Genomic DNA, 14,767 nt, shown 5'->3' with positions numbered 1-14,767 from the left:
ACCCAGCACCGAATATTGGGCCTCTCATGTGCAATGACTACCGCAGCCGCGTCGACCTGGACACGATCCGGCAGGACTTCAGCGACATCAAAGTCCGGATCCGTTTCCCGGAAGGCATCCCAAACCTGGAGCCGCGGGACGGCATCAAGATCACCGACATCGGAGCGATCGTCAGGGCCGCGCCCGACGAGCCCGGGACGGCCGACCTCGTCCAGCGCCGCTGGAGCTGGCCGGGGCCGAACAAACAGCCGGTCTACAACTTCAGGTCCGATGGCCGGGAGTTCATGAACGGCCGCTGCCTGATCATCGCCGACGGCTTCTACGAGTTCACGGCCCCAGAGGACCGCAAGGCCAAGCGGAAGCACAAGTGGCTCTTCACCAAGGCCGACGAGCCCTGGTTCTGCATCGCCGGCATCTGGCGCAGCACCGACGTCGGCGAGGCCTTCACCATGCTGACCACGGAGCCCGGTCCCGACGTCGCGCCCTACCACAACCGGCAAATCGTGGTGCTTCACCGGGCCGACTGGACGCGCTGGCTCGATCCCAAGGTCCCGGCCAGGGAGCTGCTGCGGCCGCTTGCTGCCGGAAGCCTGCGCGTGGAGCAGGTTGCTTGAGCGTCGGCACTCCTCGGAGGGCGGCCACCCCGCTCTTTGAGGCGCTATCCTTGGTCCGGCGCCTGGCCTGACGCCATCAACCCGTGAAGGGTCCGCTTACGCTGTCGCGTGCGGCCGCGGCGGCTTCGCCTTCGCGGTGATTGCGGCCAGCCGCCGGACACATCGGGCGCCTGTCGAGCGGGGACGGTCCCCGCTCCGAAGACAGGAGCCGACCGATGTCCGACAACCTCAGCCTCGCCCAGCAGCTCGCCTGGGACCTCGCTACCACCCTGATGGCCTGCGTCACCCTCTTCAAGGCCGGCAACGGCCTCTTCAGCGTCTGCCCGTCAGCCGAGTTCGACGGCGATCCCGACACGATCGTGACCGAATATGACCCGTTCGCCGCCTGAACGGGTCATCCGCCGGTCGGCCCGGACTTCCGAAACCGGATTCCGGGCCGGCCTCTCATCTGCTATTGCTGCCGACGCGCCGTGGAGGAGGTGGGAAGCGCGTCCGATGATCCATTCGTCATGGAGGACGCCATGTTTCTCGCCGTCGTGCTGACCATCCTGGGCCTCGGCTTCATCTGCTGGCTGCTGTTCACGCTCGCCGTCTACGCGCTGCCGTTCTTCGCCGCCGTGACCGCCGGCATGTGGGCCTACGGCACAGGCGCCGGCGTCCTCGGCTCCTTAGCGGTCGGCCTCATCGCGGGTGTCGCCACGCTCGTTGGCGGCCAAATCCTTTTCAGCACCATCCGCTCGCCCGTCGTGCGCCTGGCGCTCGCGGTGGCCTTCGCCGCACCGGCGGCCGTTGCCGGCTATCACGCCATCCTCGGCCTCTCGGCCATCGGCATCCCGTCCGAGACGTGGCGGCAGGTGTTCGCCGTAATCGGAGCGGCGATAGTCGGGTTCACCGCGGCGGCGCGTCTGACCCTGTTCACGGACCTCTCAGTACAGGCGCGCTCAGCGCCTGGCGGAGTTCCGCCGCAACCCCCTCCGGAGCCGCTGCGGCTGCCCGCTCCAGCCGAGTAATCTGCGGCGCCGCGACCGGGCGCAGCGCCGGCCTTGATCCCTAAGCGTGCTGGGTGACGCGCACCTCGGCCGTGACCTCACCCACCCTTTGGCCACGCTCGTCGCGCACCGCCACGAACAACTCCGTCGCGTCGCAGGGAACCAGGCTCTTGAGCATTTCAGCCGCGGCGACGGCGGCTTGCGCGCAGGCCGCCTCGGCATCCGGCATATCGACTCCATCATCATCGATCGTGCTGCTGCGACGGTCGCGAACGTCGAAGTAAAAGCGGGGCATTGTATCAGCGATCGTCAATTGCTTGTCGCCGGACCAATACCGCTCCGCCCAAGCGGTTGCATTCACCTGAGTAATGAACTCGGCAGTACCCATCCGGTCAGGTCGGGGTGCCTCTCGCGCAGGGTGAATTGCACCTCCCGAGACACCGAGTGGCTTCCCCGCAATCCCAACTTGCCACCCTTAGCTAATCCGCAGCTTCCCGGTGCGGCGGATTGACTCTGCGGCGAACAATAGAACATAACAGGAACATGGATCGGCTCGCAGCCGTTGGAGGACCATGGCGCATCCGCGGCACACCCGCGTTCTGGACGACTTGCGCGCGCAGATCGCGCGCGTCGAGCGTTCGGGGCGGACCCGCCGCGCCGTCCTGCCGTTCGGGGCGCCCGCCATCGACGGGCGCTTGCCGGACGGCGGCCTGGCGCTCGGCGCCCTTCACGAGGTCGGCCCGTCCGGACCCGAGCTGACGCACGCCGCCGCCGCCGGCCTGTTCGTCGGCGGCATCCTGGCACGCCTCAACGGGCCGGTGCTGTGGTGTCTCAGCCGCCGCGACCTGTTCGCGCCGGCGCTGTCGGCGGTCGGCCTGAAGCCCGAGCGCCTCCTGTTCGCCGAGACGCACGGGGGTGACTCAAGCGTGCTCCTCGTCATGGAGGAGGGCCTGCGCCACCGCGGCCTCGCCGGCGTCGTCGGCGAGGTCCGCAAGCTTTCCTTGACCGAGGCGCGCCGCCTGCAACTCGCCGCCGAGGCTTCCGGCGTCGTCGCGCTGGCGCTCAGGCGCTGGGCCGGGGCGGCCGTCACCGACCCGACGGCTGCGGCGAGCCGCTGGCGGCTGACGGCGCTGCCCTCGACGCCGCTGCCGGTCGCCGGAGTCGGCCGGCCGCGCTGGCGGGTCGAGCTCACCCGCTGCCGCGGCGGGGAGGCCGCCGACTGGATCATGGAGGGCTGCGATGTGCAGGGTCGTCTCGCTGTTCCTTCCGACGTGGCCGACCGATCGGCTTCGGCGGACGAACGGCACCGCGCTGCCGCCCGGTAGGCCGTTCGTCACCGCCGCGCGGGACGGCGCGCGCCGGGTGGTCGCGGGCGCCTGCGCTGCCGCGCGTTCCGCCGGGCTCCGTCCGGGCATGTCGATCGCCCACGCTAACGCGCTCGTCGCCGGGCTGGAGGTCGCCGACGCCGATCCGGACGCGGACGCCGCCGGCTTGCGCCAGCTCGCCATGTGGGCCGCCCGGCGCTGGTCGCCGATCGCCGCGCCCGACCCGCCGGACGGCATCCTCATCGATGCGACCGGCTGCGCGAATCTCTTCGGGGGCGAGGAGCCCATGCTGGCGCGAATCACCGGTACGCTGGAGCGGGCCGGAATCACCGTGCGCGCGGCCATCGCCGACACGCCGGGCGCGGCGCATGCCGTCGCGCGCTTCGGCGGTGAGCCCGTCAGCGTGGTCGCGCCGGGCCGGACGGCCGAGACGCTGGCGCGTCTGCCCGTCGCCGCGCTACGGCTGGAGCCTGAGGTGGCCGGCGATCTCCATCGCTTCGGCTTCAAGCGCGTGGGCCAGCTTTACGGCGAGCCGCGCGCGCCGCTCACCTTGCGCTTCGGCCCCGAGCTCGGCCGCCGCCTCGATCAGGCGCTCGGGGGCGCCTTCGAGGCGATCACGCCGCTGTTCCCGGAAGAGGCCCCGCGCCGCCGGTGCGCCTTTGCCGAGCCGATCGGCAGCGCCGAGGCGCTTGCCGGGGCGGCCGAGCGCCTCGCGGGGGACCTGTGCACCGACCTCGAACGGCGCGGCTACGGCGCGCGTTCGCTCGACCTCCTGTTCGAGCGCGTCGATCGCGTCACGCTCGCGCTGCGGGTTGGGACGGCGCGGCCCTCGCGCGACCCGCGCCACCTCGCGCGGCTCTTCACCGACCGGCTGGAGGAGGTGGACCCCGGCTGGGGCGTGGAGGCCATGATGCTGGTCGCCTCGCTGACCGAGCCGCTCGGGGCGCGCCAGTCCGCCCTGGCCGAACTGGGCGAGGGTGCCGGCCTGAGCGGCGACCTCGCCGAGCTGGTCGACCGGCTCGCCAACCTGCCGCAAGTCGCGCGGGTCTATGGCGCGGCCCCCGTCGAAAGCGACCTGCCCGAGCGGACGGTGCGCCGCATCGATCCGCTGAGCGTCGCGGCCGACACCGCCTGGCCGGCCCTGCCGCGCCCGTTCTGGCTGTTCGCGCCCGAGCCCGTGCAAACGGTGGCGCTCCTGCCGGACGATCCGCCGGCCCGCTTCGTCTGGCGCGGCCGCGCCTATCGCGTCCGGCGCGCCGACGGCCCGGAGCGCATCCATCTCGAATGGTGGCGGCAGCCTTCCGAGATCCGCGGCACCCGCGACTACTACCGGATCGAGGACGAGGAGGGCGGCCGCTTCTGGCTATTCCGCGACGGGCGCAGCAACGCCGGCGTGCGCTGGTTCATCCACGGGGTGTTTGGCTGATGGCCTATGCCGAGCTCCAGGTGACGACGCACTACAGCTTCCTGCGCGGGGCCTCGAGTCCCGAGGAACTGTTCGCGACCGCCGCCTTGCTCGGCCTGCCGGCGCTCGGCGTCGCTGACCGCAACAGCCTCGCCGGCATCGTCCGCTGCCATGAGGCGGCCAAGACCACCGGCGTCCGGCTCGTCGTCGGCTGCCGCCTCGACCTCGCCGGCGGCACGTCGCTCCTCGTCTATCCCACCGATCGCGCGGCCTATGGCCGGCTCTGCCGGCTGCTGACGCTGGGCAAGGGCCGGGCCGGGAAGGGCAAGTGCCGGCTGGCGTGGGCGGACGTGGCGGAGCACGGGGCGGGGCTCCTCGCCGTGCTGCTGGCCGGCGAGCCCGGCGACGAGCTGGCCGCGAACCTCTCGCGGCTGCGGGCGGCATTCGGGAACCGGGCGTATCTGGCGCTCACGCCGCGGTTCCGGCCGGACGAGGCGCTGCGGCTCCACGCGCTCGCCGGCCTCGCGGCGCGAGCGCGCGTGCCGACGATCGTGACGAACGACGTGCTGTTCCACGCCGAGGAGCGCCGCATCCTGCAGGACGTGGTCACGGCCGTGCGCGAGAAATGCACGGTCGACGCGCTCGGCTACAGGCGCGAGCGCCACGCCGACCGCTTCCTGAAAAGCCCGGCGGAGATGGCGCGGCTCTTCAAGGAGCATCCCGAGGCCGTCGCGCGGACGTTGGAGGTTGTGGACCGCTGCCGCTTCTCGCTCGCCGAGATCAAGTACCAGTACCCGACGGAGGCGTTGATCCCCGGCCTCACGCCGCAGCAGGCGCTCGAGAAGCTCACCTGGGAGGGCGCGGCCGAGCGCTATCCCGACGGCGTGGCCGAGAAGGTCGCAAAGCAGATCCGCCACGAGCTCGCGCTGATCGAGGAGCTCGCTTACGCGCCTTACTTCCTCACGGTGCGCTCCATCGTCGCCTTCGCACGAAGCCAGGACATCCTGTGCCAGGGCCGGGGGAGCGCGGCCAACAGCGCGGTGTGCTTCTGCCTCCGCATCACGTCGATCGACCCAGCGAGAAACAATGTCCTCTTCGAGCGCTTCGTCAGCCGCAACAGGGCCGAGCCGCCGGACATCGACGTCGATTTCGACAGCGATCGCCGCGAGGAAGTCATCCAATGGATCTACGAGCGCTACGGGCGCGACCGGGCTGCGCTCACCTCCACCGTCGTCCGCTACCGCTCGCGCGGCGCCATGGCCGACGTCGGCAAGGCGCTGGGCTTCCCGCGCGACGTCATCCTCCAGCTCACCCGGCTCGTCTGGTCCTGGTCGAGCGAGGGCGTGACCGAGAAGCACGCCCGCGAGGTCAACCTGAACCTCGGTGACTACCGGGTGAAGCTGGCGCTGCGGCTCCACCGTCACCTGATGGGCGTGCCCCGGCACCTCTCGCAGCATCCGGGCGGCTTCGTGCTCACCGAGGATCGCCTGGACGAGATCGTCCCGATCGAGCCGGCGCGCATGGAGAAGCGCGCCGTCATCGAATGGGACAAGGACGACATCGACGCCTTGAGGATGATGAAGGTCGACATCCTGGGGCTCGGGATGCTCGGCTGCATGCACCGCTTCTTCGAGCTGCTACGCAGCCACAAGGGCCTCGACTACGATCTCGCCACCGTCCCGGCCGAGGACGCGGCCGTCTACGACATGATCTGCCGGGCCGAGACGATCGGCGTCTTTCAGATCGAATCGAGAGCCCAACAGGCCATGCTCCCGAAGCTGCGCCCGCGCGAATGGTATGACATTGTCATCTCGATCGCGCTGATCCGGCCCGGCCCCATCCAGGGCCAGATGGTGCATCCGTTCATCCGGCGCCGGCTCGGGATCGAGACCTACACCTTCCTCACGCCCGAGCTCGAAGAGGTGCTCGGCCGGACGCACGGCGTGCCCTTGTTTCAAGAACACGCGATGGCGCTCAGCATCCGATGCGCCGGCTTCTCCGCCTCGAAGGCGGACGAGCTCCGGCGCAGCATGGCCACCTTCAAATACACGGGCGGGGTCAGCCATTTCGAGGCCGACTTCGTGGAAGGCATGGTCGCCAACAACTACCCGCGCGACTTCGCCCAAGGCATGTTCAACATGATCAAGGGCTTCGGGAGCTACGGCTTCCCCGAGTCTCACAGCGCCTCCTTCGCGATCATCGCCTATGCGTCGAGCTGGGCAAAGCACCATCACCCGGACGCCTTCCTGGCCTCGATCATCAACGCCCAGCCGATGGGCTTCTACTCGGTCGACGACCTCGTGGACGATGCGCGCCGGCACGGCGTCGAGGTGCGCCCGGTCGACGCCAACCATTCGCGCTGGGACTGCACGCTGGAGCCGTGCCCGAGCAGCACCGGCGGCTTCGCCGTCCGGTTAGGGATGCGGCTCGTGAAGGGCCTGCGCGATGCCGATGCGGCCCGCATCGTCGCCGCGCGCGGGCCCGCACCGTTCGCGAGCGTGGAGGAGGTGTGGCTGCGCTCCGGCGTGTCGGCCGCCGCTATGAAACGGCTGGCCGACGCCGACGCTTTTCAGTCCTTCGACCTCGATCGTCGCCAGACGGCCTGGGCCGCGAAGGGCCTGAAGGGCGAGCCGCTGCCGCTGTTCGCGGTGGCCGACCTCCGCGACGGGCTCATCCGCCCGGAGATCGAAGAGGCGGCGGTGACGCTCGTGCCGCTCACCGCCGGCGAGGAGGTGGTCGAGGACTACCGCAATCTCGGCCTCACCCTGCGCCAGCATCCGGTCGCCTTCCTGCGCCCGGAGCTCGACGCCATGAACATCCTGCCCGCGGCCGCGCTGAAGCGCGCCCGCGACGGGCGGCGCGTCACCGTCGCCGGGATCGTGCGCTTCCGGCAGATGCCGGGCAGCGCCAAAGGCGTCGTGTTCGTGACGTTGAAGGACGAGACGGCCTACGCCCAGCTTATCGTCTGGCCGAAGCTCTTCGAGCGCGAGGAGCGCCTAGTGCGCTCGGCCGAGATGATCGGCTGCACCGGCCGCGTGCAGAAGGACGGCGAGGTCATCCACGTCATCGCCGAGCAGCTTTACGACTTCACCGACATGCTGAGGATGATCGGAGCCGGCGACGACGGGCTGGCGGTTCCGCACGGCCGCGGCGACGAGATCCGGGGCGGCGGAGCAGGCCCGGACCCACGCTCGCCCAAGCTTCCGACGATGAAGCCGCGCGACGTCTGTATCCCCGATCCCACGGCGCCGGCTGCCATTCAGGTGCGCTCACGGGATTTCCGCTGAGGGACGCAAAGGGCCGTGCCCGGTATCGCCACTGCTGACCCGGCGGCCCGCGCGCGAGCGACCCGCCCGGGTATCGGGCGGAGCATCGGCCACCTTCGGGTGCCGCTGACCTGCCGTGGCAGGACCGGACGGCTTGATCGGTCCGCTTCGGCTCGCGATCGGCATAGGGGTGAGGTGACGTTTGGGAGCGCTTGGTCTCAGAGAAGCTCCTGCCCTCGTAGCGCTTGATGCAGGCGCGGCGACTCGGCAGCAGTTCCGCGAGCGGACCGCGTCGGAGGCGTTCCGTCCAGTCCAGAGTTGCAGGGAATGCACCCGCCGGTCTGCACGCCGGAGCCGCCGATCACGCTACGATCGTCTGCGACCTCTTGAGGCAAGGAGCCAATGCCCGCCACGTCTCCTGTGGAAGCGCTGTTCAGGTGCCGCGTCCCACGCCGCCTCTTCAATGGCCTGGTCTGGCCGAGGGCCGGCTTTGCCTCGGTCGCCTGAGCCGCAACGGCGGCCGCTCGACTTTCTTCCCCTGAGCTTCGCTCATTCCTCGCGAGGCAAGAAAGTCGCTCTGCCGCCGTCCTCCGCTCTGCTGCGGGCCTGAAGGCTGCGTCGTCGACCGCCCCCGGCCGGGCGACCGCCATCGAGGCCGCGATGGGCGCGGGCTCGAGACAGCGAAACAGGAGACTACCATGGCGACCATCGGCACCTTCAAGAAGTCCGGCAACGAGTTCACCGGCGAGATCGTCACCCTCTCGGTTCAGGCCAAGAACGTCCGCATCGTCCCCGAACAGAACCGGACCAACGAGAACGCCCCCTCGCACCGGGTCTTCGTCGGCCGCGCCGAGATCGGGGCCGCCTGGGAGAAGCGCTCGAACGAGGGCCGCGACTACCTCGGCCTCAAGCTCGACGACCCGAGCTTCACCGCCCCCATCTACGCCAACCTCTTCGAGGACGAGGACGGCAAGAGCCACAGCCTCATCTGGTCCCGCCCGAACGGCCGCCGCGGCGACTGAGCCGGAGGGCCAGGACGCCCCGCCCGATACCCGGGCGGGGCGTTCGCGCGCTTGATGGTCGCTTGCAGAGAGAGTCAGCGGTGGCCAACGCCCACATGGGCGTCGGACTCGATCCGCACCTCGCCTGCGCTCGTGCGGCCGAGGCGCTCGCGGATCGCCTCGCGCACCTGCCGGCGCTCGCCTTCGCCGAGCGCGGCATAAAGCGGGAACTGACGGTAGAGCCGGTCGACGTTGTCCGCCACCCATTCGGCCGAGGGCGCGGTCCACGCCCCAGTGACGGTCGTGACCGTCACCTCGCGCAGGCCCGCCTCGCGCATGTCTTCCGCCAGCGCGTCGGCGTGCATAAGCCGCCTCATCCCGGGCGCCGGGAATGACGGCGCCTCGCGGTCCGGAAACGCCGACCGGAACGCGTCCACCAGCACGAGCGCCGGACCCGCGCCTTCCTTACGGGTCCAGACGGCCACGGCCGCTCGCCCTCCGGGCCGCAGCACCCGGGCGAGCTCGGCAAGTCCCTTGCGGTGGTCAGGGAACAGCATGACGCCGAACATCGAGAACGCCGCGTCGAAGCCGCCGTCCGGCAGCTCAAGCGCCTGACCGTCCATCACCCGCGCCTCGCAGCCGGCGCGATCGAAGCCCTCGCTCCGCAGCCGCTCCCCGAGCCGTGCGACCATGCCGGGCGAGAAGTCGGTCGCGAGCACCCGCGCCCCGGCGCGGGCCGCCGCGAGCGTCAGCGCGCCGGTGCCGGCCGCCACGTCGAGCACGCGCTCGCCGGGACCCACGCCGCCAGCCAGCTCCAGCGCTTTCTCGGCGTACTGCCGCGTGAACGGCTCGGCCAGCGCCTCATAGTCTGCGGCCGTCGCGTCCCAAGTATCCGAATCGTGGATGATGGCAGCCGCCGAGTCGCTCACGCCTGATCTCCGGATGTTACACTATAACACCGTAGCGCTGCATGCGGAGCAGCCGCAACCTCGCTATTTGGTCCGAAGACCGTTCGCCTTCCCGGTTTCCCGGATCGCTTCCTCGTCCGGCGTGATCAGCGCGACCGGCGTCGTATCGAGGCGCTGCGCGAGCTCGAACAGGGTGATGACGGTCGGGTTCTCGAGCCCTCGCTCCAGATCGCTCACATACTTCTGAGAGAATCCGGCGCCCTCGGCGAGCTGCTCCTGGGTGAGCCCCTTCGCCTGCCTTGCCCTCCTGACGTTCCGCCCGACCAACCGCCGCATGTCCATGCGGTCAGCCTTGGCCAGCGGCGCCGATTGAGTTTATTACCTATAGTTCATAAGGTCTGTCCCGCGCTCACCGCTGATGCTCCTTGCGTCGCAGTGCCGTCAGGAAGATCAGGTTGAATGCCGAGAGTTGTTTTGGTGAATCTTTCGTCACCGGCGTATGCGGGCCGCTGCCGGCCCTCGTGAAAGATCTGTCTCCAATGAATGAGCGGCCGAGGCCGGCTCGGAAAGGAGGGACGATGCGGATCAAGGCCGAATTGGAACCCGATATTCAAGATGAAGCGCCGACCGTTTCTGCGCTGACCGACTACGACCGGCTGCACGTCGTCACCTACATGCGCCTGCTCGACTCGCTGGAAGACCCGACCGCGACTTGGGAGGAGGCGTGCCAGCTCGTGCTCCGCATCGATCCCGCACGCGAGCCGGCTCGCGCGCGCCGCGCCTACGACACGCACCTGACGCGCGCCAGGTGGATGACAGAGAGCGGCTACGCCGACCTGCTGCGAGAGGCTCGACTCCACTGACGGCGGGAGTTGGGCTTCGCCGGCATAGCGGTTCTCCGTAAAGCCGCCGATACGGCACTGCGGTTTTGCGCATCCCCGGATTAACCATTGGCCGTATGGCCAAGCCCGGTCTGGTAGAATCTTCCCATTCCTTCAACCTCTTGGGATGACTGCGCGCCTTGCGCGCACACGAATGGGAGATGCCAATGAGAGCCCAAGAGGCTTGGCGGCTTCCGGCCGCTTACCGCTACTCGCTCGACCTTGACGGCCAGGGCCTCGCCTGGGAGTTCCTGCGCCGCAATCCCAAGTTCCGCGACGAGGTTGCCGGTCCGCTCGCAGCTGCGTCTGCGTCGCCGACCGACGCGACTCGCCGCTCCCCGCCCAAGTCGACGATCTCGTCCAGTCGGCTGCCCTGGTCGGCGCCGCGCGACCCGCTGGGGCGATGGGGGTTGACCTTTCGCCCCGGACCCTGCGCTCCGGGCTGACGAGGTCGAAGCGATCTTCTGGCGACCCGACTGGCTCGTCGACGTCGTCTGCCTGATCCCGCCGCCGCCGCCCTGGACTGACGCGCCCCGCATTGTCTTCGATCCCTGGCGCTGGCCCGGCCGCAAGCATCTGCTCATCGCCGAGGACGGCGTCCACATCGTCACGACCGGCGCGCCCGCCGGCTCCTTGCGCCTCTGGCTGCCCCGGCGCAGCACGGTCCCGCCGCTCGGGACGGTGCTGGGCTTCTACGTCCATCCGGACGGATACGGGCAGGAGCGGACGGAAGCGGCGCTGCGGTTCTGGCGACTGGCCGCCGACCCGCCGGTTTCTCGCCGGCCACCAGCGCCGCTGGCCTGGCCGCGCCATGATCCGTTGCGCCTTGGCCTGATGCTCTGGGCGCTCGACCTCCAGCGAGCCGGCATGAGCCGGCGCGAGATCGCGCGCATCATGCTCGGAGTCGAGCCCGGCGCCGACTGGGCCGAGAGCGACGCGCGGAGCTGGGTGCGCCGGCTGCTGCGCGACGCCGAGAAGCTGATTGCCGGCGGCTACCGCGACCTGCTGCGCCCGCTGAAGCGGCGGCAGGGTCGCTCCTAGGCCCTCCTAACTTCGACCCTGAGCAACGGCCCTGGCGTGCCCGACCGTGCGCCTCGATGCGACGCGCTACCCCATGCGTCGCCTTCGAGCACACGGAGGTTAGCTCATGCCCGATCCGCTCGCCGGTCTCCCGCCGCGCTATCTCAGGACGCCTGAAGCGGCGCGCTTCCTCGGCCTCAGTGGCCGCACGTTGGAGAAGCACCGCACCTACGGCACCGGCCCCACTTACCGCAAGATCGGCGGCCGCGTCGTCTACGCGATCACCGACCTGCAGGCCTGGGCCGACCAGGGAGCCAAGTGCTCCACCTCCGATCCCGGCATCGGCGAGGTGCGCCCGGCCAAGCGGCACGCCGCCGTGTCGCCGGCCTACGCCGGCCACGCCGCCCGCCGCTGACCGCCCGCTGCTCCGATGCCGCGCAGCCGCTTCCACGCAAGCGAGCGGGCGACGCTCGACCCGTTCGAGGCGCTCGCCGGCGACGTGCCGCCGCGCGACCAGCGCGACCTCATGGAGCGGCCCTTCTTCTCCCTCGCCAAGGCCAAGCGCGTGAAGCCCATCCTCTACAAAGCATCCGGAACGGAGGTCCAGGTCTATGCCGTCCCCGAGCACGGGCTCGCCACCATCTGGGACGCCGACATCCTGATCTGGGCCGGCTCCCACATCGTCGAGGCGCTCGATCGCGGCCTGCCCACCTCGCGCTTCTTCCGCTTCACGCCCTACCAGCTCCTCACGGCGATCGGCCGCGCGACCGGCAACCGGGAGTACCAGCTCCTCAAAGGTGCGCTGACGCGGCTCCAATCCACCGTCATCCGCACCACGATCCGCCACGGCGAGCAGTGGCGCCGCCAGCAGTTCTCCTGGATCAACGAGTGGGAGGAGCTGACGACCGCCCCGGGCCGGTGCGAGGGCATGGAGTTCGTGCTCCCCGACTGGTTCTACCAGGGCGTCCTCGACCGGCGGCTCGTCCTCACCATCGATCCGGCCTACTTCCGGCTCACCGGCGGTATCGAGCGCTGGCTCTACCGCGTTGCCAGGAAGCACGCCGGCCGCCAGCCGGAGGGCTGGCGCTTCGACCTCAAACACCTGCACGCCAAGAGCGCCAGCCAGGCGCGGTTCTCCGATTTCGCGCTCGATCTGCGCCGCATCGTCGCCCGCCAGCCGCTCCCCGGCTATGCGCTCGCCCTCGAGCACGATGAGACCGGCCGGGCGCTGATCGCCATGCGTCCGATGCCGCTCGCCGCGGCTGTGGATAAGCTGGGGACGAGCGAGATCGCATATCGGGATTTCGGGCGCACGGATATCGGGACTTCGGGCGCATCCCTATCGGGACTTCGGGCGCACGCGGACTCGCCGGGATCCCAGCTTTCACTAGAGCTTCGCGCCGATCGGCCGGACTCTAACTTCCCTAACTCAGAATCTAACTTTGTTGTTGGGGCCGACCACAACGGTGGAAAACGCCGCGCCGGCACGGGAGGCGCCCCGTGATTGTCGCGCTCCTCAACCAGAAGGGCGGCGTCGGGAAGACGACGCTTGCGCTGCATCTCGCCGGTGCTTGGGCCGACAAGGGAAAGCGGGTGCTCGTCGTCGACGCCGATCCGCAAGGCTCGGCGCTCGACTGGTCCGAGCAGCGCTCCCGCGAGGGCCTGCCGCGGCCCTTCGGCGTGCTCGGCCTCGCCCGCGAGACGCTGCACCGCGAGCTGCCGGAGATCGCCGCCGGCTACGATCGGGTCGTCATCGACGGGCCCCCGCGCGTCACCGGCATCGCGCGCTCGGCGCTGCTCGCCGCCGACCTGATCCTCGTGCCGGTGCAGCCGTCGCCGTTTGACGGCTGGGCCTCGGCCGAGATGCTTCGGTTGCTCGACGAGGCGCGGGTGTTCCGCCCCGAGCTGCGCGCTCGCATGCTGCTCAACCGCTGCGCTGCGCGCACGGTGATCGCCCGCGAGACGGCCGAGGCGCTGGCCGACCATGACCCGCCGGTGCTTGGCAGTCGTGTCGGCCAACGCATCGCGTTTGCAGACACCGCGCGCACCGGACGGCTCGTCCACGAGGTGCCGGCCGGGCTGATCGCGGCGCAGGAGATCGCCGCCGTGGCGGCCGAAATCGACGGGCTGGCGTCATGAGCGGCCGCGACGCCAAGCGCTCCTTCGCCTCCCGGCCGTCCTCGCCGGATGCCTGGGTTCGCGCGCCGGACAAGCCGGTCACCGCGGTCGAAGCCTACACCGCGCGGCTCACGATCGACGTCACGCCGGAGCTGCGCGGGCGCATCAAGGTGACCGCGTTCCGGCGCGGCCAGACCGTCTCCGACATGCTGCGCGCGCTGCTCGAGCGCGAGTTCCCCGACGACGCCGGCAGCGCGCGATGAGCGGCCTCACGCACGTCGAGCTCCTCTGGATCGAGGGGAAGATCGAGCGCTGGATCCGGTTCGGCCGGATCGCGCACGAACAAATCCTGGACCGCCGCCGGCGCGTCGTCGCCTTCGCGCCGGGCAGCGTCTTCGCCTTCGCCCGCTGGGCGTCCAACGACTACGGCACGCTCGTCTCCCGCGTCGACATCCTGCGCGCCTGCGGCCCCGGCGAGCCATGCTCGACCGTCCCTGGCGTGACGCCCGGCGGCGAGGTCCTGCTGCGCATCTCGGGCTGGCCGAAGGTTCAATCCGTGCTCGCCGCGGTCGACGCCGTCGACGCGCTTGGGCTGCCGCCCGAGGACGCGTGCCCGGACCATTGGCGGCATGTCCACAACCGCATCAGCGCCGGCCAAGAGCCGCGCCCTTACGCGCGCGATCGGCATCGCGCCTGGCTGCTCAGACGGGAGATGACGGCATGAGCGAGTTCAAATGGAAGGTCCTCGTCACGACGTATATCGCGGCGTCCGTCGTGGCGCTCACGGCCTTCATCGAGCCGCCACCAAAGCTCGTCTGGAACGCCTCGGCCAGCGTGCCGGTGGGGCTCTACGCGGTGCAGCCACTCGGGCAGCCCAAGCTCACCGAGCTTGTCGTGGTGAAGCCGCCGGAGCCGCTTGCCGCCTTTCTCGCCGACGGCGGCTACCTCGGCTACGGCGCGCCGCTTCTGAAACGGATCGCCGCCCTTCCAGGTCAGACGATCTGCCGCGACGGTGCCGCCGTCAGCATCGACGGCGTGGTCTGGACACAGGCGCGCGAACGCGACCGACTGGGCCGCGTGCTGCCGTCCTGGAGCGGCTGCCGCCAGCTCCGCGACGGCGAGGTGTTCCTCCTCAACTGGAACGAACCGGACTCGCTTGATGGCCGGTATTTCGGGGCGCTGCTGACCTCTTCCCTTATTGGTCGCGCCGTCCCCGTGTGGACGGACGAGGAGCGCTGAG

The 14,767-nt window shown here is 70.2% G+C and carries 19 protein-coding genes; 16 read left to right on the top strand and 3 right to left on the bottom strand.

What is annotated here, in order from left to right:
* The first annotated feature begins 26 nt into the window (after positions 1 to 26).
* The 3 genes from TMO_RS11170 to TMO_RS11165 all read left to right on the top strand — a co-directional run bounded on the left by TMO_RS11170 (position 27) and on the right by TMO_RS11165 (position 1,624).
* Complete coding sequence (locus tag TMO_RS11170; RefSeq protein ID WP_014745732.1) at positions 27 to 614, top strand: SOS response-associated peptidase; 588 nt, start codon at positions 27 to 29, stop codon at positions 612 to 614.
* Positions 615 to 829: 215 nt separating this feature from the next.
* Positions 830 to 1,003 (top strand): hypothetical protein, encoded by a 174-nt coding sequence (locus tag TMO_RS31665; protein ID WP_014745731.1) that lies wholly within the window; start codon positions 830 to 832, stop codon positions 1,001 to 1,003.
* A gap of 132 nt (positions 1,004 to 1,135) precedes the next feature.
* Positions 1,136 to 1,624 carry a hypothetical protein gene (locus TMO_RS11165; protein WP_051045504.1) on the top strand — a complete coding sequence of 163 codons (489 nt, stop codon included), beginning with the start codon at positions 1,136 to 1,138 and terminating at the stop codon, positions 1,622 to 1,624.
* A 40-nt stretch (positions 1,625 to 1,664) separates the two neighbouring features.
* Here the strand turns inward: TMO_RS11165 and TMO_RS11160 are convergent, their stop codons facing one another.
* Entirely contained in the window at positions 1,665 to 1,991 is a 327-nt protein-coding gene (locus tag TMO_RS11160; RefSeq protein WP_041604926.1) for a DUF6894 family protein, read from the bottom strand.
* Positions 1,992 to 2,175: 184 nt separating this feature from the next.
* Here TMO_RS11160 and TMO_RS11155 point away from each other — a divergent pair, with 184 nt between their 5' ends.
* The 4 genes from TMO_RS11155 (at position 2,176) to TMO_RS11140 (ending at position 8,621) form a co-directional block, all read left to right on the top strand.
* A complete protein-coding gene (locus TMO_RS11155) occupies positions 2,176 to 2,928 on the top strand; it encodes an ImuA family protein (protein ID WP_014745728.1) in 753 nt (250 codons plus the stop codon).
* Complete coding sequence (locus TMO_RS11150; RefSeq protein ID WP_041604925.1) at positions 2,843 to 4,354, top strand: DUF6504 family protein; 1,512 nt, start codon at positions 2,843 to 2,845, stop codon at positions 4,352 to 4,354. The genes TMO_RS11155 and TMO_RS11150 overlap by 86 nt, the downstream gene beginning before the upstream one ends.
* Positions 4,354 to 7,620: an error-prone DNA polymerase gene (locus tag TMO_RS11145; RefSeq protein WP_014745726.1), complete on the top strand. Its 3,267-nt coding sequence runs from the start codon at positions 4,354 to 4,356 to the stop codon at positions 7,618 to 7,620. Before TMO_RS11150 ends, TMO_RS11145 begins: the two co-directional genes overlap by 1 nt.
* A gap of 677 nt (positions 7,621 to 8,297) precedes the next feature.
* On the top strand, positions 8,298 to 8,621 hold the full coding sequence (locus TMO_RS11140) for a DUF736 domain-containing protein (protein ID WP_014745725.1): 324 nt from the start codon (positions 8,298 to 8,300) through the stop codon (positions 8,619 to 8,621).
* A 74-nt stretch (positions 8,622 to 8,695) separates the two neighbouring features.
* On the opposite strand, the gene TMO_RS11135 is transcribed toward TMO_RS11140, so the two are convergent.
* Positions 8,696 to 9,529 (bottom strand): class I SAM-dependent methyltransferase, encoded by an 834-nt coding sequence (locus tag TMO_RS11135; RefSeq protein ID WP_014745724.1) that lies wholly within the window; start codon positions 9,527 to 9,529, stop codon positions 8,696 to 8,698.
* A 63-nt stretch (positions 9,530 to 9,592) separates the two neighbouring features.
* Positions 9,593 to 9,850 carry a helix-turn-helix domain-containing protein gene (locus TMO_RS11130; RefSeq protein WP_041604924.1) on the bottom strand — a complete coding sequence of 86 codons (258 nt, stop codon included), beginning with the start codon at positions 9,848 to 9,850 and terminating at the stop codon, positions 9,593 to 9,595.
* 236 nt (positions 9,851 to 10,086) lie between these two features.
* On the opposite strand from TMO_RS11130, the gene TMO_RS11125 reads away from it, so the two are divergent.
* The 9 genes from TMO_RS11125 (at position 10,087) to TMO_RS11090 (ending at position 14,766) form a co-directional block, all read left to right on the top strand.
* Positions 10,087 to 10,371 (top strand): hypothetical protein, encoded by a 285-nt coding sequence (locus tag TMO_RS11125; protein WP_014745722.1) that lies wholly within the window; start codon positions 10,087 to 10,089, stop codon positions 10,369 to 10,371.
* A gap of 179 nt (positions 10,372 to 10,550) precedes the next feature.
* On the top strand, positions 10,551 to 10,835 hold the full coding sequence (locus tag TMO_RS32915; RefSeq protein ID WP_416069006.1) for a transcriptional regulator domain-containing protein: 285 nt from the start codon (positions 10,551 to 10,553) through the stop codon (positions 10,833 to 10,835).
* 187 nt (positions 10,836 to 11,022) lie between these two features.
* Complete coding sequence (locus tag TMO_RS31660) at positions 11,023 to 11,430, top strand: DUF2285 domain-containing protein (RefSeq protein ID WP_041604923.1); 408 nt, start codon at positions 11,023 to 11,025, stop codon at positions 11,428 to 11,430.
* Positions 11,431 to 11,536: 106 nt separating this feature from the next.
* A complete protein-coding gene (locus TMO_RS11115; protein WP_014745720.1) occupies positions 11,537 to 11,824 on the top strand; it encodes a helix-turn-helix transcriptional regulator in 288 nt (95 codons plus the stop codon).
* A 15-nt stretch (positions 11,825 to 11,839) separates the two neighbouring features.
* Positions 11,840 to 12,913 (top strand): replication initiator protein A, encoded by a 1,074-nt coding sequence (locus TMO_RS11110; protein ID WP_014745719.1) that lies wholly within the window; start codon positions 11,840 to 11,842, stop codon positions 12,911 to 12,913.
* Complete coding sequence (parA, locus tag TMO_RS11105) at positions 12,910 to 13,548, top strand: ParA family partition ATPase (RefSeq protein ID WP_014745718.1); 639 nt, start codon at positions 12,910 to 12,912, stop codon at positions 13,546 to 13,548. Before TMO_RS11110 ends, parA begins: the two co-directional genes overlap by 4 nt.
* On the top strand, positions 13,545 to 13,790 hold the full coding sequence (locus TMO_RS11100; protein ID WP_014745717.1) for a hypothetical protein: 246 nt from the start codon (positions 13,545 to 13,547) through the stop codon (positions 13,788 to 13,790). Before parA ends, TMO_RS11100 begins: the two co-directional genes overlap by 4 nt.
* Positions 13,787 to 14,251 carry a DUF2840 domain-containing protein gene (locus TMO_RS11095; RefSeq protein WP_014745716.1) on the top strand — a complete coding sequence of 155 codons (465 nt, stop codon included), beginning with the start codon at positions 13,787 to 13,789 and terminating at the stop codon, positions 14,249 to 14,251. The genes TMO_RS11100 and TMO_RS11095 overlap by 4 nt, the downstream gene beginning before the upstream one ends.
* On the top strand, positions 14,248 to 14,766 hold the full coding sequence (locus TMO_RS11090; protein ID WP_014745715.1) for a S26 family signal peptidase: 519 nt from the start codon (positions 14,248 to 14,250) through the stop codon (positions 14,764 to 14,766). The genes TMO_RS11095 and TMO_RS11090 overlap by 4 nt, the downstream gene beginning before the upstream one ends.
* Position 14,767 lies beyond the last annotated feature (1 nt).

Source organism: Tistrella mobilis KA081020-065 (assembly GCF_000264455.2).
Taxonomy (GTDB): Bacteria; Pseudomonadota; Alphaproteobacteria; order Tistrellales; family Tistrellaceae; genus Tistrella; species Tistrella mobilis.
Note: the sequence above shows the minus strand (reverse complement) of the source record. Positions and strands in the feature narration are given on the sequence as shown.

Coding starts and splice junctions, on each gene's coding strand:
- TMO_RS32915 (WP_416069006.1), top strand. CDS start 10,551: ATGCCAATGAGAGCCCAAGAGGCTTGGCGGCTTCCGGCCGCTTACCGC.
- TMO_RS11100 (WP_014745717.1), top strand. CDS start 13,545: ATGAGCGGCCGCGACGCCAAGCGCTCCTTCGCCTCCCGGCCGTCCTCG.
- TMO_RS11165 (WP_051045504.1), top strand. CDS start 1,136: ATGTTTCTCGCCGTCGTGCTGACCATCCTGGGCCTCGGCTTCATCTGC.
- TMO_RS11095 (WP_014745716.1), top strand. CDS start 13,787: ATGAGCGGCCTCACGCACGTCGAGCTCCTCTGGATCGAGGGGAAGATC.
- TMO_RS11160 (WP_041604926.1), bottom strand. CDS start 1,991: ATGGGTACTGCCGAGTTCATTACTCAGGTGAATGCAACCGCTTGGGCG.
- TMO_RS11110 (WP_014745719.1), top strand. CDS start 11,840: ATGCCGCGCAGCCGCTTCCACGCAAGCGAGCGGGCGACGCTCGACCCG.
- TMO_RS11130 (WP_041604924.1), bottom strand. CDS start 9,850: ATGGACATGCGGCGGTTGGTCGGGCGGAACGTCAGGAGGGCAAGGCAG.
- TMO_RS11090 (WP_014745715.1), top strand. CDS start 14,248: ATGAGCGAGTTCAAATGGAAGGTCCTCGTCACGACGTATATCGCGGCG.
- TMO_RS11145 (WP_014745726.1), top strand. CDS start 4,354: ATGGCCTATGCCGAGCTCCAGGTGACGACGCACTACAGCTTCCTGCGC.
- TMO_RS11155 (WP_014745728.1), top strand. CDS start 2,176: ATGGCGCATCCGCGGCACACCCGCGTTCTGGACGACTTGCGCGCGCAG.
- TMO_RS31665 (WP_014745731.1), top strand. CDS start 830: ATGTCCGACAACCTCAGCCTCGCCCAGCAGCTCGCCTGGGACCTCGCT.
- TMO_RS11170 (WP_014745732.1), top strand. CDS start 27: ATGTGCAATGACTACCGCAGCCGCGTCGACCTGGACACGATCCGGCAG.
- TMO_RS11150 (WP_041604925.1), top strand. CDS start 2,843: ATGTGCAGGGTCGTCTCGCTGTTCCTTCCGACGTGGCCGACCGATCGG.
- TMO_RS11115 (WP_014745720.1), top strand. CDS start 11,537: ATGCCCGATCCGCTCGCCGGTCTCCCGCCGCGCTATCTCAGGACGCCT.
- TMO_RS11125 (WP_014745722.1), top strand. CDS start 10,087: ATGCGGATCAAGGCCGAATTGGAACCCGATATTCAAGATGAAGCGCCG.
- TMO_RS11140 (WP_014745725.1), top strand. CDS start 8,298: ATGGCGACCATCGGCACCTTCAAGAAGTCCGGCAACGAGTTCACCGGC.